Source organism: Streptomyces phaeolivaceus (assembly GCF_009184865.1).
Classification (GTDB): Bacteria; Actinomycetota; Actinomycetes; order Streptomycetales; family Streptomycetaceae; genus Streptomyces; species Streptomyces phaeolivaceus.
Window position 1 is genome coordinate 4,506,207 of record NZ_CP045096.1, and the last position, 15,499, is coordinate 4,521,705.

Consider the following 15,499-nt stretch of genomic DNA (forward strand, 5'->3'; position numbering starts at 1 on the left):
CCGTCTCCGTGCCGCCGACCTCCTCGACGGCTGGCGGTTCATCCTCGCCGACCCGACCCTGCGGCCTCTCTTCCTCAACACCGTCCTGGTCAACGCACTGATCATGGCGCCCGCGCCGCTGCTGGTGATCCTCATGGTCGGCGAACTCGGCTTCGCGCCCTGGCAGTACGGCCTGGCCTTCGCCGTCCCGTGCGTCGGCGGTCTGATCGGCTCCCGCCTCTCCCGTCGCCTCGTCGACCGGCACGGTCACCGCAGGGTGCTCCGGACCGCCGGAACCCTGCGGGCGTGCTGGGGGCTGTGGCTGGCGTTCATCGGCCCCGGCCCCGCCGGCCTCGTCCTCGTCATGGCCGTCGAACTGGGCCTGATCATCTGCATCAGCGTCTTCAACCCGGTGATGGTCACCCAGCGCCTCACCCGGACCCCGTCGGACCGCGTGGCCCGTGTCATCACCGCCTGGTCCGTCACCGGCAAACTCTCCACCGCCGCGCTGACGGCCCTCTGGGGCCTCCTCGCCGCCGTCACCACCCCCCGCACCGCGATCGCCACCGCCGGCCTGCTCCTCCTGACCACCCCCGCCCTCCTCCTCCCCTTCCACCGCCGCCCACCCGAGCCTTCCCCCGGCCAGGATCCCCAAGACCGCCGGGCCTCTCAGCCCCTCCCGAAGAACTGAGCCCGAGCGCCGTGCCGCCCCCGCTGCTCAGCCGCCCGCCCCCTCGTCCGACGACGAAGGGGGCGCCTCCCCACCCCACGGCACCGCGGTCGGCTCCGCGAAGAACTGCCAGATGGTGATGATGGCGATGATCTGACCGACGAGATAGGCGACCTGGAGGGAGTAGTACCGCATCTGGTAGACGGACAGCAGCAGTCCCAGTCGGCTCTGCCAGTAACGCCGTTCGCCCGCGAAGGTGTCGAGGTCGAGGGCGATCCCCGTGACGGTGAGGACGAAGAGCATCGTCAGGACGTAGAGCGCGACATTGGCCGCGCTCTCGCGCAGGAGCCGGGTGACGAGCACATCGAGCCCCACCGGTAGCGCGAAGGCCACGGCGGCCGGCAATGCCTTGACGGCGCCGCGCCGCCCCGGCAGCACCCGCCACAGCGCTCCCAGCACGAAGCCCGCCCCGGCGAAGGTGACCGTCCAGGAGACGAGGGTGGACGCGAGGCCGACGAACCCGAGCAGGTCGGAGAGGGTGTTCTGCCAGCCCTCCCCGCGAATCCACTCCGACCAGGTGTCGAGAACGGCGGCCGGAACCCCCGGCACGAGCGCGAACCGGGCACCGCGCACCCCATTGCCCCACCAGTCGTCGCGCGGCCCCAGGGCGAGAGCCGCGTCGACGACGGACACCTTGTCGGGCAACCGGTCGGGGGCGGCGCCGGGTGCGTCGTTCACCCGCCAGTTGTGCAGCCTGCCCAACCGCCTTTCCAGTTTCTCCCGTTCGGGCGGTGCGTCGCCGAAGAGCCCCTGGTCGAGGCGGCGCAGTTCGGCGTGGATCTCACGATAGGAGCGGGCCTTGTCCAGCAGCGTCCTGCGGGCGGCCGGTCCCACCACCGTGGACAGCGGACGTCTCGATATCTCGAAGGGCTGAGCGAGGACGGAACGGTGGGCGAACAGGGCCGTGGTCCAGTAGAGGGCCAGCGCGTAGAGGGGGATCCAGAGGAATTCGAGCAGGGCGTTGCCGAGGTGGTTCTCCGTGTCCAGGCCGACGGCGAGCGGGAAGAGGACCAGCAGCGGAACACGGTCCGCCGCATCGTGCAGGGGTGACAGGGCGGCCGAATCGTGCCAGACCCGGAGCACGGCGATCACAGCGAGGCTCGTGAGCAGCCAGCCGTGATCGACGACCAGCCAGTCCTGCACCCAACTGACCGCCCACATCGCTGTCCTGGCGAAATCGTCCCTGTGTTCCTCGCCGTACTCGGAGTCCATCCGGTCCATCAGCCAACTCGCCTGCTGCCAGTTGCGTTCGTTGGCCAGCGCCAGACATATGCCGATGGCCACCGTGGCCGACAGGACCGTCGACGCGGCAACCCTGAGCCGCAACCGTCGGTCCCGGCCGGGAAAGCGGCGGCTCGGCGGCAACAGCCGTCCGTCGACCGCCAGCCGCCAGGCCGCCGCGACGAAGGAGAGCAGCAGCAGAACCACCAGGCAGAACGAACCGGCTCCGTTGAGTGCGATCTCGACCGCCTCGTCGGCGTATTCGCCCTCCAGCGGCGGCGGAGTCGGGGTCGTCGTCGCCCACAGCGTGACCAGCCACAGCACCACCGCCGCCGGCAGCAGGCCGCCGATCACCCTCCGGACGGACCGTGGGGGACGGGCGAAGGAGAGCAGGACGACAACGGAGAGCAGGGCGAGACCGTGCTGGACGATCAGTTGGATCTCTATGTAGGCGGGCTGTCCCAGCAGTTCCAGGATCCGTTCGGTCAGGCCGTCCGCCGCGGCCAGCGCGTGGAGGGCGACGAGCGTCGGTGCCCATCGCCGCAGATTGTCCAGCGCGCGGACACGGGGATCGGTCGGTGAACCGGGTCGCCGCCGGTAGCGCCGCACCGCCGTCCGCAGCAGGGCCGCGAAGGTGGCCGCCCAGAGCACGATGCCGAGGAAGTCCAGCGCCACCGCGTACGGGTGGAAGCCCCACGCGGCCCATGCCCGCTGCCAGGGCGGCCGGACCGTGACGGTCACGGCGACTTCCTCGGGCAGTTCTTTCGAGGCTTCGTCCTGTTCCACCCATGCCAGGTCGTTCCGGTCCGGTTTGCCGGGCCGCCACACCAGCGCCGTGGCCCCTTCGCCCGCCCGGGGCTCGGGCTCCGCCCGCTCGGCTCCCGGCCGTCCGGGGTCCACCTTGATCTCGTCCCACCAGGCGCCCAGCAAGGGGTCCGGCGCGTCGAGCCACAGTTTCCACTCCTCCAGCCGCGTCGGCCGGATCCGCCACAGGCCCACCTTGACGGTCGCGTGGTAGTTGACCCAGCCGTAGGCCTTGTGGACGACACGGACCCGGCCGCCGGTCGAGGTGACGACCGGCGGCCGGGTCCGCTGCTCGTCCCAGCCCGGGTCGTCCCGGTCCGGCCCGAGGAGACAGGCCATCGCCTCGATGTACGGCCGGCTGTTCTCGCTGAGCAGCAGGTCCCGCGCCGGCGGCCAGGTCCCCGGCAGGTCGACCGTCAGCTCGGTGACCACCTTGGTGTACGTCTGGTCGTCGTGCTCCAACCGCACCGACGTACCGACCTCGGCCCCGGCCAGCTTCGCGCTCCGGCAGCGGTCGTCGGCCGACGCCTCCGCCGCCGGAGCGGGCCCCGCCGCCGTCACCACCCCGACCACAGCGGCCAGCACCGGCAGGATCCACGCGCACGCACGACTTCTCACCACACATGTCCCCCCGAACGGCACCCGTGCCGGACATCATGACCGCCGGGGTCATCGGGAAAACGGTGCGCCGGTCAGAACATCGTGTTGTCGTTCGCCGAGGTCGCCGGCACGTCCTGAAGGACGTCCCCGTGTTCGACAATCTTCCCGTTCCGCACCCGGAACAGATCGAGGACGGCCTGGCCGCGCTCGCCCGGGGCGTTGTCGTAGTGGCTGTGTACGGCGACGAGGTCGCCCTCGGCGATGACGCGCTTGCGCGAGACGGTGAGGTCGGGGAACTGCCGGAAGTAGCCGCCCGGCCCGGCCCTGACCCCCGCCACACCGTCGGCGATGGTCGGGTTGTGCTGGTGGTACTCGGGGCCCCAGTACGTGTCGAGCGCCGACAGGTCCTTCCGTACCAGCAGCCGGTCGAACGCCTTCGTCACCGGCTTCTCGTTGTACGCGGTCGGCCAGGCCTGGCCCGGCTCGCCGGTGCGCGGCCGACCGACCGTGGAGAACATGTCGTTGCCGTTGGCCGAGGACTCCGGCACCTCCTGCGCCACGTCCCGGTGCTCGGCGATGCGCCCGCCCTGGAACCGGAAGATGTCGAAGACGGCCGAGCCCCGAGTGCCGGGCGTGAGCACGACGTTGGAGTGCACGAGGACGAGGTCGCCCTGCGAGACGACCCGCTTGATGTCGTACGCGGCGTCCGGGAACTGCCCGCTCACCGCTCCCGCGAGCCCCTTCAGCGTCTCCGCCCCGTCCGGGGCGAGCGGGTTGTGCTGGATGTAGTCCGGCCGCACGTAGCGGTCCACGACCGCCGTGTCGCCGTCCTCGAACACCCCCTTGAGGACTCGTACGGCAACGGCCTTCTGGTAGTGGCCGACGCGCGCGGCATCGCCGTGCGCGCCCCGCTCGACGATCGCGCGCGGTGCCGCGACGGCCGGGACGACGGCGCGGCGGGCAGGCGTGGTGGGGGACCCGATTTTCCTTGAAAGTTCAAGTTAATGACGCTTCCCGAAGGAAAGCGCCGACCCCTGGTCAGCGTCAAGATCCCGCTTGCCTAGAGCGCACTCCACCGCCTTGGCTAGGGAGTCATGAAGTACACACAGCTCGGACGCACTGGACTCAAGGTCAGCCGACTGGTCCTCGGCACGATGAACTTCGGCCCGCAGACGGACGAAGCGGACAGCCACGCGATCATGGACGCGGCGCTGGACGCGGGCATCAACTTCTTCGACACGGCGAACGTGTACGGCTGGGGCGAGAACAAGGGCCGCACCGAGAGCATCATCGGCAACTGGTTCGCCCAGGGCGGCGGCGAGCGCCGCGACAAGGTCGTCCTCGCGACCAAGGTGTACGGGAACATGGCGGCCTCCGCCGACGCCTGGCCCAACCACGACAAGCTCTCCGCCCTCAACATCCGGCGGGCCGTGGACGCCAGCCTCAAGCGGCTGCAGACGGACCACATCGACGTCTACCAGTTCCACCACATCGACCGGGCCACCCCGTTCGACGAGATCTGGCAGGCCGTCGACGTACTGGTCCAGCAGGGCAAGATCCTGTACGCCGGGTCCTCCAACTTCCCCGGCTACAAGATCGCCCAGGCCAACGAGACCGCAGCCCGCCGCGGCGGCACCATCGGCCTCGTCAGCGAGCAGTGCCTCTACAACCTCGCCGAGCGCCGCGCCGAGATGGAGGTCATCCCGGCCGCACAGGAGTACGGCCTCGGGGTCATCCCCTGGTCACCGCTGCACGGCGGACTGCTCGGCGGGGTCATCAAGAAGGAGGCCAAGGCCGGTCGCCGCGCCTCGGGCCGGTCCGCCGACGCCCTCGCCGACAGCGCGGTCCGCGCCCAGGTCCAGGCGTACGAGGACCTCCTCGACAAGCACGGCATCGAACCCGGCGAGGCCGCCCTCGCCTGGCTCCTCACCCGCCCCGGCGTCACCGGCCCGATCGTCGGCCCCCGCACGGCGGAACAACTCGACTCCGCGATCCGCGCGTCCGAGCTGGACCTGAGCGAGGAACTACTGACGTCCCTGGACGAGATCTTCCCTGGTCCGGGCCCGTCCCCGGAGGCGTTCGCCTGGTAACAGGGGCGCCGTACGTCTTCAGGCGCTGTCGTGCGGGCCGGTGGGGGCCGGTGGGGGCCGGTCGCGCGGTTCCCCGCGCCCCTGAAAAAGCGGGCTGCGCCCTGCTTTTCCGGCCCGAAGAGCACGGGGCGCAGCCCCGACTCTTCAGGGGCGCGGGGAACCGCGCGACCAGCCCCCACCGGCCCGCACCCGACGAACGACACAACGGCTACCTACCGACCGCCGCCGCGAGAGCGACCACCGCGAACATCAGCACAAGCACACCGGCCATGATCCGGTTACGGGTCTTCGGGTCCACCCCCCGAGCCTAACCGGCGGCCCCGAGCCGCCAACGGGCGACCACCTCGTACCGCGGCTGCTCCCCCGCCACCCCGGACGTCGGCAGCTCGCTGCGCACCAGCGCGAGGTCGGAGACGGTCCACGTCCGCCCGGCGAAGGTGTCGAGCGCGGCGACGTACGGCCGTACATCGGCGTCCGCCCGGCTGCGGGCCACCGTCAGATGGGGCCGGTACCGGCGGTGCTCCCCCATCGGCACCCCGGCCCTGCGCGCCGCCGCCTCCGCCCGGTCGGCCAGCAGCCGCAGCGCGTCGAGGTCGCCCTCGGCCCCGGCCCACAGCGCCCGCCCGTGCCCGAACTGCCCGCCCCCGCGCACCGCCAGCGGAAACGGCCCGCTCCGCCCGGCGGCCCGCTCCAGGCGCCGCGACAGCTCCGGTACGACGTCCTCCTCGACCTCTCCGTAGAAGGCGAGCGTGAAGTGCCAGCCGGGCGGCGCGGTCCACCGCAACCGGTCCGCACCGGCCGCCCCCTTCAACTCCCCCACCTTCAGGCCGAGTTCCTCGACGACCTCGGCGGGCGGCAACACCGCGGCGAACAGCCGCACGGCACTCGTCGCACTCATGCCCCCACCCTCGCAGCCCTAGGCCGCGGTCGTCACCGGAACCGCCGACCCCTCGGCCTGCTCCTTCGGTACGAACCGCACCTTCGGATGTCCGTGGTTCCAGCCCACCGAGAGCCGGAGCCCTCCGGCCCGGACGAGGACCAGGCCCACGACGACCGCGGCGGCCGTGGCGACGACACCGCCGGCGACGAAGCCCGCACGGGCGCCGTACGCGTCGGTGGCCCAGCCGGCGATCGGCGCGCCCAGCGGCGTACCGCCGAGGAAGACCATCATGTAGAGGGCCATGACCCGGCCGCGCATCGCGGGGTCGGTGTTCATCTGGATGGCCGTGTTGGTGGTGACGTTCACCGTCAGCCCGAACATCCCTATCGGGACCATGAGCAGGGCGAACATCCAGTACGTGGGTGCCAGCGCGGCCACGATCTCCAGCAGGCCGAAGGCGAGCGCGCCCCCGATCAGCACCCGCAGCCGCGCGGTGCCGCGACGGGCCGCGAGCAGCGCGCCGGCGACGGAACCGACCGCCATGAGCGTGTTGAAGAGGCTGTACGAGCCGGCGTCCGCGTGGAACACGTCGTCCGCGTACGCCGACAGCCAGACGGGGAAGTTGAAGCCGAAGGTGCCGATGAAGCCGACGAGCACTATCGGCCAGAGCAGTTCGGGACGGCGGGCCACATAGCGCAGGCCCTCCCGGAGCTGGCCCTTGGCGCGAGGAGCGCGGCGCACGGGGTGCAGGTCACGGGTCCGCATCAGCAGCAGGCCGGTGATGGGGGCGATGAAGGAGAGGCCGTTGTAGAGGAAGGCCCAGCCCGTGCCGACGGTGGTGATCAGCACACCGGCGACGGCGGGTCCGACCAGCCGGGCGGACTGGAAGTTCGCGGAGTTCAGACTGACCGCGTTCTGCAGCTGCTCCGGCCCGACCATCTCCGACACGAACGACTGCCGGGCCGGGTTGTCGACCACGGTCGCCATGCCCACGGCGAAGGCGGCCACGTACACGTGCCACACCTGGACATGTCCGGAGATCGTCAGCGCGGCGAGCGCCAGCCCCGTCACCGCCATCGACGTCTGTGTCACGAACAGCAGCCGCCGCTTCGGGAACCGGTCGACCAGCACCCCGCCGTACAGCCCGAACAGCAGCATCGGCAGGAACTGCAAGGCCATCGTCACGCCGACGGCCGTCGACGACCCCGTCAGGCTCAGCACCAGCCAGTCCTGGGCGATCCGCTGCATCCACGTGCCGATGTTCGACACGACCTGCCCCACGAAGAACAGCCGGTAGTTCCGCACCCGCAAGGACCGAAACATGGAGACCCGCTCACGCGCGACCGGGGCCGGAGCGTCGGGGGCGGAGGCCGCAGGGCCCTTGTCCGGGGCCGGGGCCGCCTGTTCGGGGGCCGGGGGGCCGGGAATCGCGGGCGGGTCGGTGGGCATCGGCGCCCGGGGCTTCACCGACCCGGCGGTATCCGGCGGTGCCTCCGGCACTTCGGCGGGGGTCGGCGGGGTCTCGTGGGCGGGCGGGGGTGCGGGGACGGAAGGTGTTCCGGGGCCCGTACTCAAAGGGGTTCGCCTCCTTGCGTGAAACGCGTGTACGTCGTGCGGTTGCGTAAGCCTCACCGCTCCTGTTCTGTCTGCTGGTTTTCGGGTCGGCCCATGCCCGCCCCCGCAGGGCGCACGGGCTGTCGGCAGGGGCGTACCGGCGGCCGATCCGGCGTGTCCCCACGGCTTCGGCGCATCCGGCGGCCGGGCGCGGGGTCAGAGATGCGCGAGCTTCTCCAGCACCGGCGCGGCGGTCCGCAGCGCGGACCACTCGTCCTCGTCGAGGCCCTCGACGAGGGTGGCGAGGAACGCGTTGCGCTTGCGCCGGCTCTCCTCCAACATCGCCTCGGCCCGCTCGGTCTGGGTGACCACCTTCTGCCGCCGGTCCTCGGGATGCGGCTCCAGCTTCACCAGCCCCTTGCTCTCCAGCAGGGCGACGATCCGGGTCATCGAGGGCGGCTGCACATGCTCCTTGCGGGCCAGCTCACCGGGGGTGGCGGTGCCGCAGCGGGCGAGTGTGCCGAGCACCGACATCTCGGTCGGGCTCAGCGACTCGTCGACGCGCTGGTGCTTGAGCCGACGGGACAGGCGCATCACGGCGGAACGGAGGGCGTTCACAGCGGCCTCGTCGTCGCCATGGTTCAGGTCAGGCATGTTCTTTAGCGTAACTCATTACTCTCGCTAAAGACCACCGGAACTCCACAGCCGTGCCCGTGAGACCCGCCACTCACACCGATCCAGATCCTCACGTCACTCATATGAGTGACTGGTACGCAGAACGTGACACAAGGCACCGGAACACAGCTGACCCTCGTACACATGGGGACCACTGTGCTCAGCCTGCGGATAGACGAGGAGCTGCTCGAACGGCTCCGGACCCACGCCGCGAAAAGGGGAATGAGCGTCCAGGACTACGTGATCGGGACGCTCATTCGGGACGACTTCGACGAGCGGTTCCAGACCGCCGTCGAGGAGACGGAGAAGTTCTACGGGGTGACGTGACGGGGGACCTGACGGGGGACGTCAGGGGTCAGGGGGGCGCCAGGGGTCAGGGGGGGCGCCAGGGCGGTGGCGGCGGTCGCTCACGTCAGACCCAGCGCCGGCATCAGGTAGTAGAAGCCGAAGACCGCCGCCACCACGTACATCGCGACCGGGACCTCACGTCCGCGCCCCGCGGCCAGGCGCAGCACGACGAAGGTGAGGAAGCCCATGCCGATGCCATTGGTGATCGAGTACGTGAACGGCATCATCACCATCGTCACGAACGCCGGAATCGCGATCGTATAGTCGGCCCAATCGATCTCGCGGACGGAGTTCGCGAGGATCAGGAACCCGACGGCGAGCAGCGCCGGGGTCGCCGCCTGGGAGGGAACCATCGTGGCGACCGGCGTCAGGAACAGCGCGACCGCGAACAACGCACCGGTCACCACATTCGCGAAACCGGTGCGCGCCCCCTCGCCCACGCCCGCCGTCGACTCCACGAAGCAGGTCGTGGCGGACGAGGAGCTGGCGCCACCGGCGGCGACGGCGATGCCGTCGACGAACAGCACCTTGTTGATCCCCGGCATCTGACCGTCCGCGTCGGTCAGCTTGGCCTCGTCGCCGACGCCCATGATCGTGCCCATCGCGTCGAAGAAGCACGACAGCAGGACCGTGAAGACGAAGAGGACGCCGGTCAGCACACCGACCTTCGAGAAGCCGCCGAAGAGACTGACCTCACCGATCAGCCCGAAGTCGGGGGTCGCGACCGGGTTGCCGGGCCACTTCGGCGTCGTCAGCCCCCAGGACCCGGCCGGCAGCTTGGCGACGGCCTCGATCACGACCGCGAGCAGCGTCATCGCGACGATCGAGATCAGGATCGCCCCCGGCACCTTGCGCACGATCAGCGCGAGCGTCAACAGCGCGCCGAGCACGAAGACCAGCACCGGCCAGCCGTTCAGATGGCCGTCCGCGCCCAGCTGCAACGGCACGGTCGTGTGCGCGGCGTCCGGGATACGGGTGACGAAACCGGAGTCCACCAGCCCGATCAGCATGATGAACAGACCGATACCGATGGAGATGCCCTTGCGCAGGCTCAGCGGCACGGCGTTCATCACGCGCTCCCGCAGCCCCGTCGCGACCAGCAGCATCACGATGAAACCGGCCAGCACGACCATGCCCATCGCGTCCGGCCAGGACATGCGCGGCGCGAGCTGGAGGGCGACGACCGTGTTCACGCCGAGGCCCGCCGCCAGCGCGATCGGCACATTGCCGATGACGCCCATGAGGAGCGTGGTGAAGGCGGCGGTGATCACGGTCGCGGTGACCAGCTGGCCGTAGTCCAGCTGATGCCCGTACATGTCCTTCGCACTGCTCAGGATGATCGGGTTCAGCACGATGATGTACGCCATCGCGAAGAAGGTGGCGAACCCGCCCCGGATCTCACGCGACAGCGTGCTGCCGCGCTCGGTGATCCGAAAGTAGCGATCGAAGGAGCCCTGCGGAGACTGCGGGGACCGCACGGACCGCCCGGACTGCGGGGACTGCGGGGACATAAGAGACCTCATCCCCAACGGGGAAGGGCGGACACCCACCGGTCACCCACGCACCATTGGAGTTTTCTACGAACAGAAGTAGCCAGCCAGAAACCGTTTCAGTATGAACATACATTGCGGGGAACACCATCTCCGCGCGTAGACCCGCGCGCCTCGTAAGCTGTGCCCCATGGCGAAGTGGACCCCCAAGCACGAGGCACCGGAGCCCCTTGAGGGCCCCGTGGTGCCGGTCATCATCGGCGGCACGATCCTCTGGCTCGTCCTCTTCGTCGTCCAGCTCCCCTTCTACGGCTGGTTCGAGGACCACGGACACACCTGGTGGGTCTGGACCTGCCTCGCGGGCGGCGGCCTCGGCTTCATCGGCATCTACTACGTCCGCCGCCGCGACGCCGCGATCAAACGCGACGCGGCACGCGACGCCGCCGCCGGGGCGGAGGCCGCGGTGTCCGCGGAGGCAGAGGAGGCAGAGGAGGCAGAGGAGGCAGAGGAGGCAGAGGCAAGGCAAGAGGCCGCCGAAGCCGACCGAATCGCAGCCAAGGCCGAGCCCGAGGCCAACGACGCGACAGCCCGCCCCACCCCCAACTGAGCCCGTCCGGCGATCGCCGACGGCACCCACCTCACCCCCGCCGCGTACGACCCCGGCATCACCGCGAAGCAAACCCCTCCTCCCCAGGTCGGATCTTTCGCGCACTCGGCGGGTGAAGCCCCAAATCCGCACGTACCGTCGAATGCATGACGCACATCGACGCGGGTACCGAGCTCGATCCTGTGCACCCCACCCCCGCCCCGGCCCCCGCACGGCCGGGGCGGGCGCGTGGGCTGACGGCGACCGAGGTCGCCGAACGCGTGGCCCGCGGCGAGGTGAACGACGTACCCGTGCGGAGCAGCCGCTCCATGGTGGACATCGTCCGCGCCAACGTCTTCACCCGGTTCAACGCGATCATCGGCGTCCTCTGGGTGATCATGCTGGGCGTCGCGCCGATCCAGGACAGCCTGTTCGGCTTCGTGATCCTCGCCAACACGGGCATCGGCATCATCCAGGAGTGGCGGGCCAAGAAGACCCTGGACTCCCTCGCGGTGATCGGCGAGGCGAAACCGACGGTCCGCCGGGACGGGGTCGCCGCGTCCGTCGGCACCTCCGACATCGTCCTCGGGGACCTGATCGAGATCGGCCCCGGGGACAAGATCGTCGTGGACGGCGAGTGCGTCGAGACCGACGGCCTGGAGATCGACGAGTCGCTGCTCACCGGCGAGGCCGACCCGGTCGTCAAACAACCCGGCGACCAGGTGATGTCGGGCAGCTTCGTGGTCGCGGGCGGCGGCGCGTTCACCGCCACGAAGGTCGGCCGGGAGGCCTACGCCGCCCAGCTGGCCGAGGAGGCGAGCCGCTTCACCCTCGTCCACTCGGAGCTGCGCTCCGGCATCTCCACGATCCTCAAGTACGTCACCTGGATGATGCTCCCGACCGCGATCGGTCTGATCATCAGCCAGCTGATCGTGAAGGAGAACGACTTCAAGGACTCCGTCGCCCGCACGGTCGGCGGCATCGTCCCGATGGTCCCCGAGGGCCTCGTCCTGCTCACCTCGGTCGCCTTCGCGATCGGGGTGATCCGCCTCGGCCGCAAGCAGTGCCTGGTGCAGGAACTCCCGGCCATCGAGGGCCTGGCCCGCGTCGACACCGTCTGCCTCGACAAGACCGGCACCCTCACCGAGGGCGGCATGGACGTCACCGAGCTGCGCCCCCTGGGCGGCGCGGACGAGTCGTACGTACGCAAGGTTCTCGGCGCGCTCGGTGAGTCGGACCCGCGCCCGAACGCCTCCCTCAAGGCCGTCATCGACGCCTACCCGGACAGCGAGGAGTGGCGGTGCACCGAGTCGCTGCCGTTCTCCTCGGCCCGCAAGTACAGCGGCGCGTCCTTCAACGAGGGCGGCGGCGAGTCCAGCACCTGGCTGCTCGGCGCCCCCGACGTCCTGCTCCCCGAGGACGACCCGGCCCTCACCGAGACCGAACGCCTGAACGAGGAGGGGCTACGGGTACTGCTGCTGGCCCGGGTGGGCCGCGAGCTGGACGACCCGGAGGTCGCCCTGGACGCGGAGCCGACCGCCCTCGTCGTCCTCGAACAGCGGCTGCGCCCCGACGCCGCCGACACCCTGCGCTACTTCGAGGAGCAGAACGTCCGGACGAAGGTCATCTCCGGAGACAACGCGGTGTCGGTGGGCTCGGTGGCCGGAAAGCTCGGTCTCACCGGCGAGGTCGTCGACGCCCGCCGGCTGCCCGCCGAGCGGGAGGAGATGGCGGCGGCCCTCGACTCGGGCACCGTCTTCGGCCGGGTGACCCCGCAGCAGAAGCGGGACATGGTCGGCGCGCTCCAGTCGCACGGGCACACGGTCGCGATGACCGGCGACGGCGTGAACGACGTGCTCGCCCTGAAGGACGCCGACATCGGTGTGTCGATGGGCTCCGGCTCCGAGGCCACCCGCGCGGTCGCCCAGATCGTGCTGCTCAACAACAGCTTCGCGACACTGCCGTCGGTGGTCGCGGAGGGCCGCCGGGTGATCGGCAACATCACCCGCGTGGCGACCCTGTTCCTGGTGAAGACGGTCTACTCGGTGCTGCTGGCCGTCCTGGTGGTCTGCTGGCAGGTCGAGTACCCGTTCCTCCCCCGCCACCTCACCCTGCTGTCCACCCTCACGATCGGCGTCCCGGCCTTCTTCCTCGCCCTGGCCCCCAACAAGGAGCGGGCGAAACCGCACTTCGTCCGGCGGGTGATGCGCTACTCGATCCCGGGCGGCGTCCTGGCGGCCGTGGCCACCTTCGCCACGTATCTGATCGCCCGCCACCACTACACGGGCGAGGGCGCCCTGGAGGCGGAGACCAGCGCCGCCACCCTCACCCTCTTCCTGATCTCCATGTGGGTGCTGGCGATCATCGCCCGCCCGTACACCTGGTGGCGCCTCGGCCTGGTCGCCGCGATGGCCGCCTGCTTCGTGGTGGTGCTCGTCGTCCCCTGGCTGCAGGACTTCTTCGCCCTGCGTCTGGTCGGTACGACGATGCCGTGGATCGCGGTCGCCGTCGCGGCCGGGGCCGCGGCGGCCCTGGAGCTCCTGTGGAGGTGGGTGGACCGCCGCTTCCCCGCGTGAACAGGCCGTTCCCGGGCCCTACTTCACGTACGGCCCTACTTCACGTACGGCCCTACTTCACGTCGACGTAGTCGGCCGTGGCGCTGACCGGTGCCGTCGTGGTCACGCCGGCGTAGCTGAAGCGCCAGTAGCCGTCGTACTTGGCGGTGCCGGTGGCCTTCACATTGCCGGAGGCGTCCGAGTAGACCGTCTTGACCGTGGTGTAGGTGCCGCTGCCCGCCTTGCGGAACTGCAGCTTGACCGGCTGCTTGGCGAAGGCCTTGTAGCTGTGGCTCTGCCAGTCGGCGCGGGTGAGCTTGCCCGTCGCGGTGACGGTCCTGCCCTTCTTGACCGGCTCCGGGGAGGCGTTGACGGTCAGCTTCGAGATCCGCTGGACCAGGGTGGAGGCGAGGTTGCCCTGCTCCTTGTAGCCGATCTTGGTGTAGTCGATCTTGTCGCCGGCGGGGTCCTGGCCGTTGAACGCGATGGCGTCGGCCCCCGCCTTCCAGGCCCCGGCCTGCGAGTTGAGCAGATCGTCCTCGCCGGGGCGAACGACGATGTCGCCCTTGCAGCTCTCCGTCGTGGAGGTGGCGACCTCGCAGGTGGCGAAGTCGTCGCCGAACAGCTGCGGGGTGTCCTCGTCGCCGAAGGTGCCGTGGTAGAGGAAGGGCTCGGCGAAGAAGTCCTCCGCGGTGACATCCACACCGGAACCGTGCGTCAGCGTGAACGAGACGGCCGTCGTGACCTTCCCGCCGATGCCGACCTTGAGGGACTTGGCGACCTTGAAGTTCGAGAAGCTGACGTTCAGCGTGTACGGCTTGCCGCTCGTCGCGGCCGACCCGGCGGCCTGCGCGGCCGGCACGGCGAGGGCGGAGAGGGCCAGGGCGCCGAGGGCGGCGGCCACAGTGGCTCTTGTGCGCATGCGTTCCCAAGTGGAGAGAGAGTGATCGTGGGGCCTTTTGGCCCGGATGATCAGAACACGCGTTCTTCACGCTCCCCGCCCTCTTCAGTCACCTCTTACGAAAGTCCGACTCCCGCCTTACGGAAAAGGCGCCGGCCCGGGAACCCCGGAGCCGACGCCCTGTCTCACCTGCCGCCGCGCACGACCTACTTCACGTCGATGGCGTCGGCCGTGGAGGTCACGGCCGGCGTGGTCGAGGTGCCCGCGAAGACGAAGCGGTACGAACCGTCGACGCCCGCCTTGACCGTGGTCTTGAGCGCGCCGCCGGAGCCGGACTTGATCGTCTTGACGTCCTTGTAGGTGGACGTGCCCTTCTTCTTGAACTGGAGCTTCACGGACTGGCTGGTGTAGCCCGCGAACTTGAGCGTGTCCCAGTTTGCGCGCGTCAGCTTGCCGGTGACCGTGATGGTCTTGCCCTTCTTGACCGGCTCGGGAGCGGCGTTCGTGGTCAGCGCGGCCTCACGCTTGACGCTGACGGAGGAGTACTTCTCCCGGATGTTGTAGTCGCCGTCGTTGGCCGCGGCACCGGCGAAGACGTGCCACTTGCCGGCCAGGACGTTGCTGTAGATGTTGTCCTTCGGGTCGGCCACGACGGTCACCTTGCAGGTGGACGTGGTCGCGTTGACGGTGGTGCAGGTGCCCGTCTCCGCGTCCGGGACCATCGCGCCCACGACGTCGCCGGAGTCGATGTCGTTGCCCTTCCACAGGAAGGCGTAGCCGTCCTCGATGCCGGACGGGTCGGTCGCGGTCACCGAGATGGTGACGCTCTTCTTCTTCGAGGTACCGACGACGATGTCCTTGCCACCGTTGACGGTGACCTTCTTGATGACGGTGTCGCCGACGACCTCGTCCGCGACGGCCCCGAACGGGGTGACCGCCGCGAGGCTGCCGGGCGCCTCGTCGGCCTGCGCGGCCGGCACGGCGAGGGCGGACAGGGCCAGGGCGCCGGAGACGGCGGCCACAGTGGCACGAATGCGCATGTATTCCCCACGTAGAAAGGGGACTCCGCGGCACGGCTGATGTCGC

12 protein-coding genes and 1 pseudogene are annotated in these 15,499 nt (G+C 70.1%); 5 read left to right on the top strand and 8 right to left on the bottom strand.

All coding sequences use genetic code 11. The annotated features are described in order from the left end of the window. Positions 1-28: 28 nt before the first annotated feature. Positions 29-670: pseudogene (locus F9278_RS49045) on the top strand (MFS transporter); the annotation flags it as partial. 27 nt (positions 671-697) lie between these two features. Here F9278_RS49045 and F9278_RS21085 read toward each other — a convergent pair. Further along, the gene (locus F9278_RS21085; protein WP_152169742.1) at positions 698-3,352 is read right to left on the bottom strand and encodes a DUF6185 family protein; all 2,655 of its coding nucleotides are present in this window, start codon (positions 3,350-3,352) and stop codon (positions 698-700) included. A 74-nt stretch (positions 3,353-3,426) separates the two neighbouring features. Beyond that, entirely contained in the window at positions 3,427-4,317 is an 891-nt protein-coding gene (locus tag F9278_RS21090; protein WP_152169743.1) for a nuclear transport factor 2 family protein, read from the bottom strand. Between the two features lie 111 nt (positions 4,318-4,428). Here F9278_RS21090 and F9278_RS21095 point away from each other — a divergent pair, with 111 nt between their 5' ends. Next, complete coding sequence (locus tag F9278_RS21095) at positions 4,429-5,424, top strand: aldo/keto reductase (RefSeq protein WP_152169744.1); 996 nt, start codon at positions 4,429-4,431, stop codon at positions 5,422-5,424. Between the two features lie 307 nt (positions 5,425-5,731). On the opposite strand, the gene thpR is transcribed toward F9278_RS21095, so the two are convergent. From thpR to F9278_RS21110, 3 genes are all read right to left on the bottom strand, one after another. Next, positions 5,732-6,304 carry an RNA 2',3'-cyclic phosphodiesterase gene (gene thpR / locus F9278_RS21100; RefSeq protein WP_152174001.1) on the bottom strand — a complete coding sequence of 191 codons (573 nt, stop codon included), beginning with the start codon at positions 6,302-6,304 and terminating at the stop codon, positions 5,732-5,734. Positions 6,305-6,340: 36 nt separating this feature from the next. Then, complete coding sequence (locus tag F9278_RS21105) at positions 6,341-7,879, bottom strand: MFS transporter (RefSeq protein WP_226966836.1); 1,539 nt, start codon at positions 7,877-7,879, stop codon at positions 6,341-6,343. A gap of 195 nt (positions 7,880-8,074) precedes the next feature. Further along, a complete protein-coding gene (locus tag F9278_RS21110; RefSeq protein ID WP_152169745.1) occupies positions 8,075-8,512 on the bottom strand; it encodes a MarR family winged helix-turn-helix transcriptional regulator in 438 nt (145 codons plus the stop codon). A 165-nt stretch (positions 8,513-8,677) separates the two neighbouring features. Here F9278_RS21110 and F9278_RS21115 point away from each other — a divergent pair, with 165 nt between their 5' ends. Further along, positions 8,678-8,860 (top strand): ribbon-helix-helix protein, CopG family, encoded by a 183-nt coding sequence (locus F9278_RS21115; protein WP_086764347.1) that lies wholly within the window; start codon positions 8,678-8,680, stop codon positions 8,858-8,860. A gap of 80 nt (positions 8,861-8,940) precedes the next feature. Here F9278_RS21115 and F9278_RS21120 read toward each other — a convergent pair whose 3' ends face one another. After that, positions 8,941-10,392, bottom strand: coding sequence for an NCS2 family permease (locus F9278_RS21120; protein ID WP_226966837.1), 1,452 nt, complete (start codon positions 10,390-10,392; stop codon positions 8,941-8,943). A 169-nt stretch (positions 10,393-10,561) separates the two neighbouring features. On the opposite strand from F9278_RS21120, the gene F9278_RS21125 reads away from it, so the two are divergent. Together F9278_RS21125 and F9278_RS21130 are read left to right on the top strand one after the other, a co-directional pair. Beyond that, positions 10,562-10,978 carry a DUF2530 domain-containing protein gene (locus F9278_RS21125; RefSeq protein ID WP_152169746.1) on the top strand — a complete coding sequence of 139 codons (417 nt, stop codon included), beginning with the start codon at positions 10,562-10,564 and terminating at the stop codon, positions 10,976-10,978. Positions 10,979-11,124: 146 nt separating this feature from the next. Beyond that, the gene (locus F9278_RS21130) at positions 11,125-13,533 is read left to right on the top strand and encodes an HAD-IC family P-type ATPase (RefSeq protein ID WP_152169747.1); all 2,409 of its coding nucleotides are present in this window, start codon (positions 11,125-11,127) and stop codon (positions 13,531-13,533) included. Between the two features lie 52 nt (positions 13,534-13,585). Here F9278_RS21130 and F9278_RS21135 read toward each other — a convergent pair whose 3' ends face one another. Beyond that, positions 13,586-14,434 carry a hypothetical protein gene (locus F9278_RS21135; RefSeq protein WP_152169748.1) on the bottom strand — a complete coding sequence of 283 codons (849 nt, stop codon included), beginning with the start codon at positions 14,432-14,434 and terminating at the stop codon, positions 13,586-13,588. Positions 14,435-14,619: 185 nt separating this feature from the next. After that, the gene (locus F9278_RS21140; protein ID WP_152169749.1) at positions 14,620-15,453 is read right to left on the bottom strand and encodes a DUF5707 domain-containing protein; all 834 of its coding nucleotides are present in this window, start codon (positions 15,451-15,453) and stop codon (positions 14,620-14,622) included. Positions 15,454-15,499: the final 46 nt, after the last annotated feature.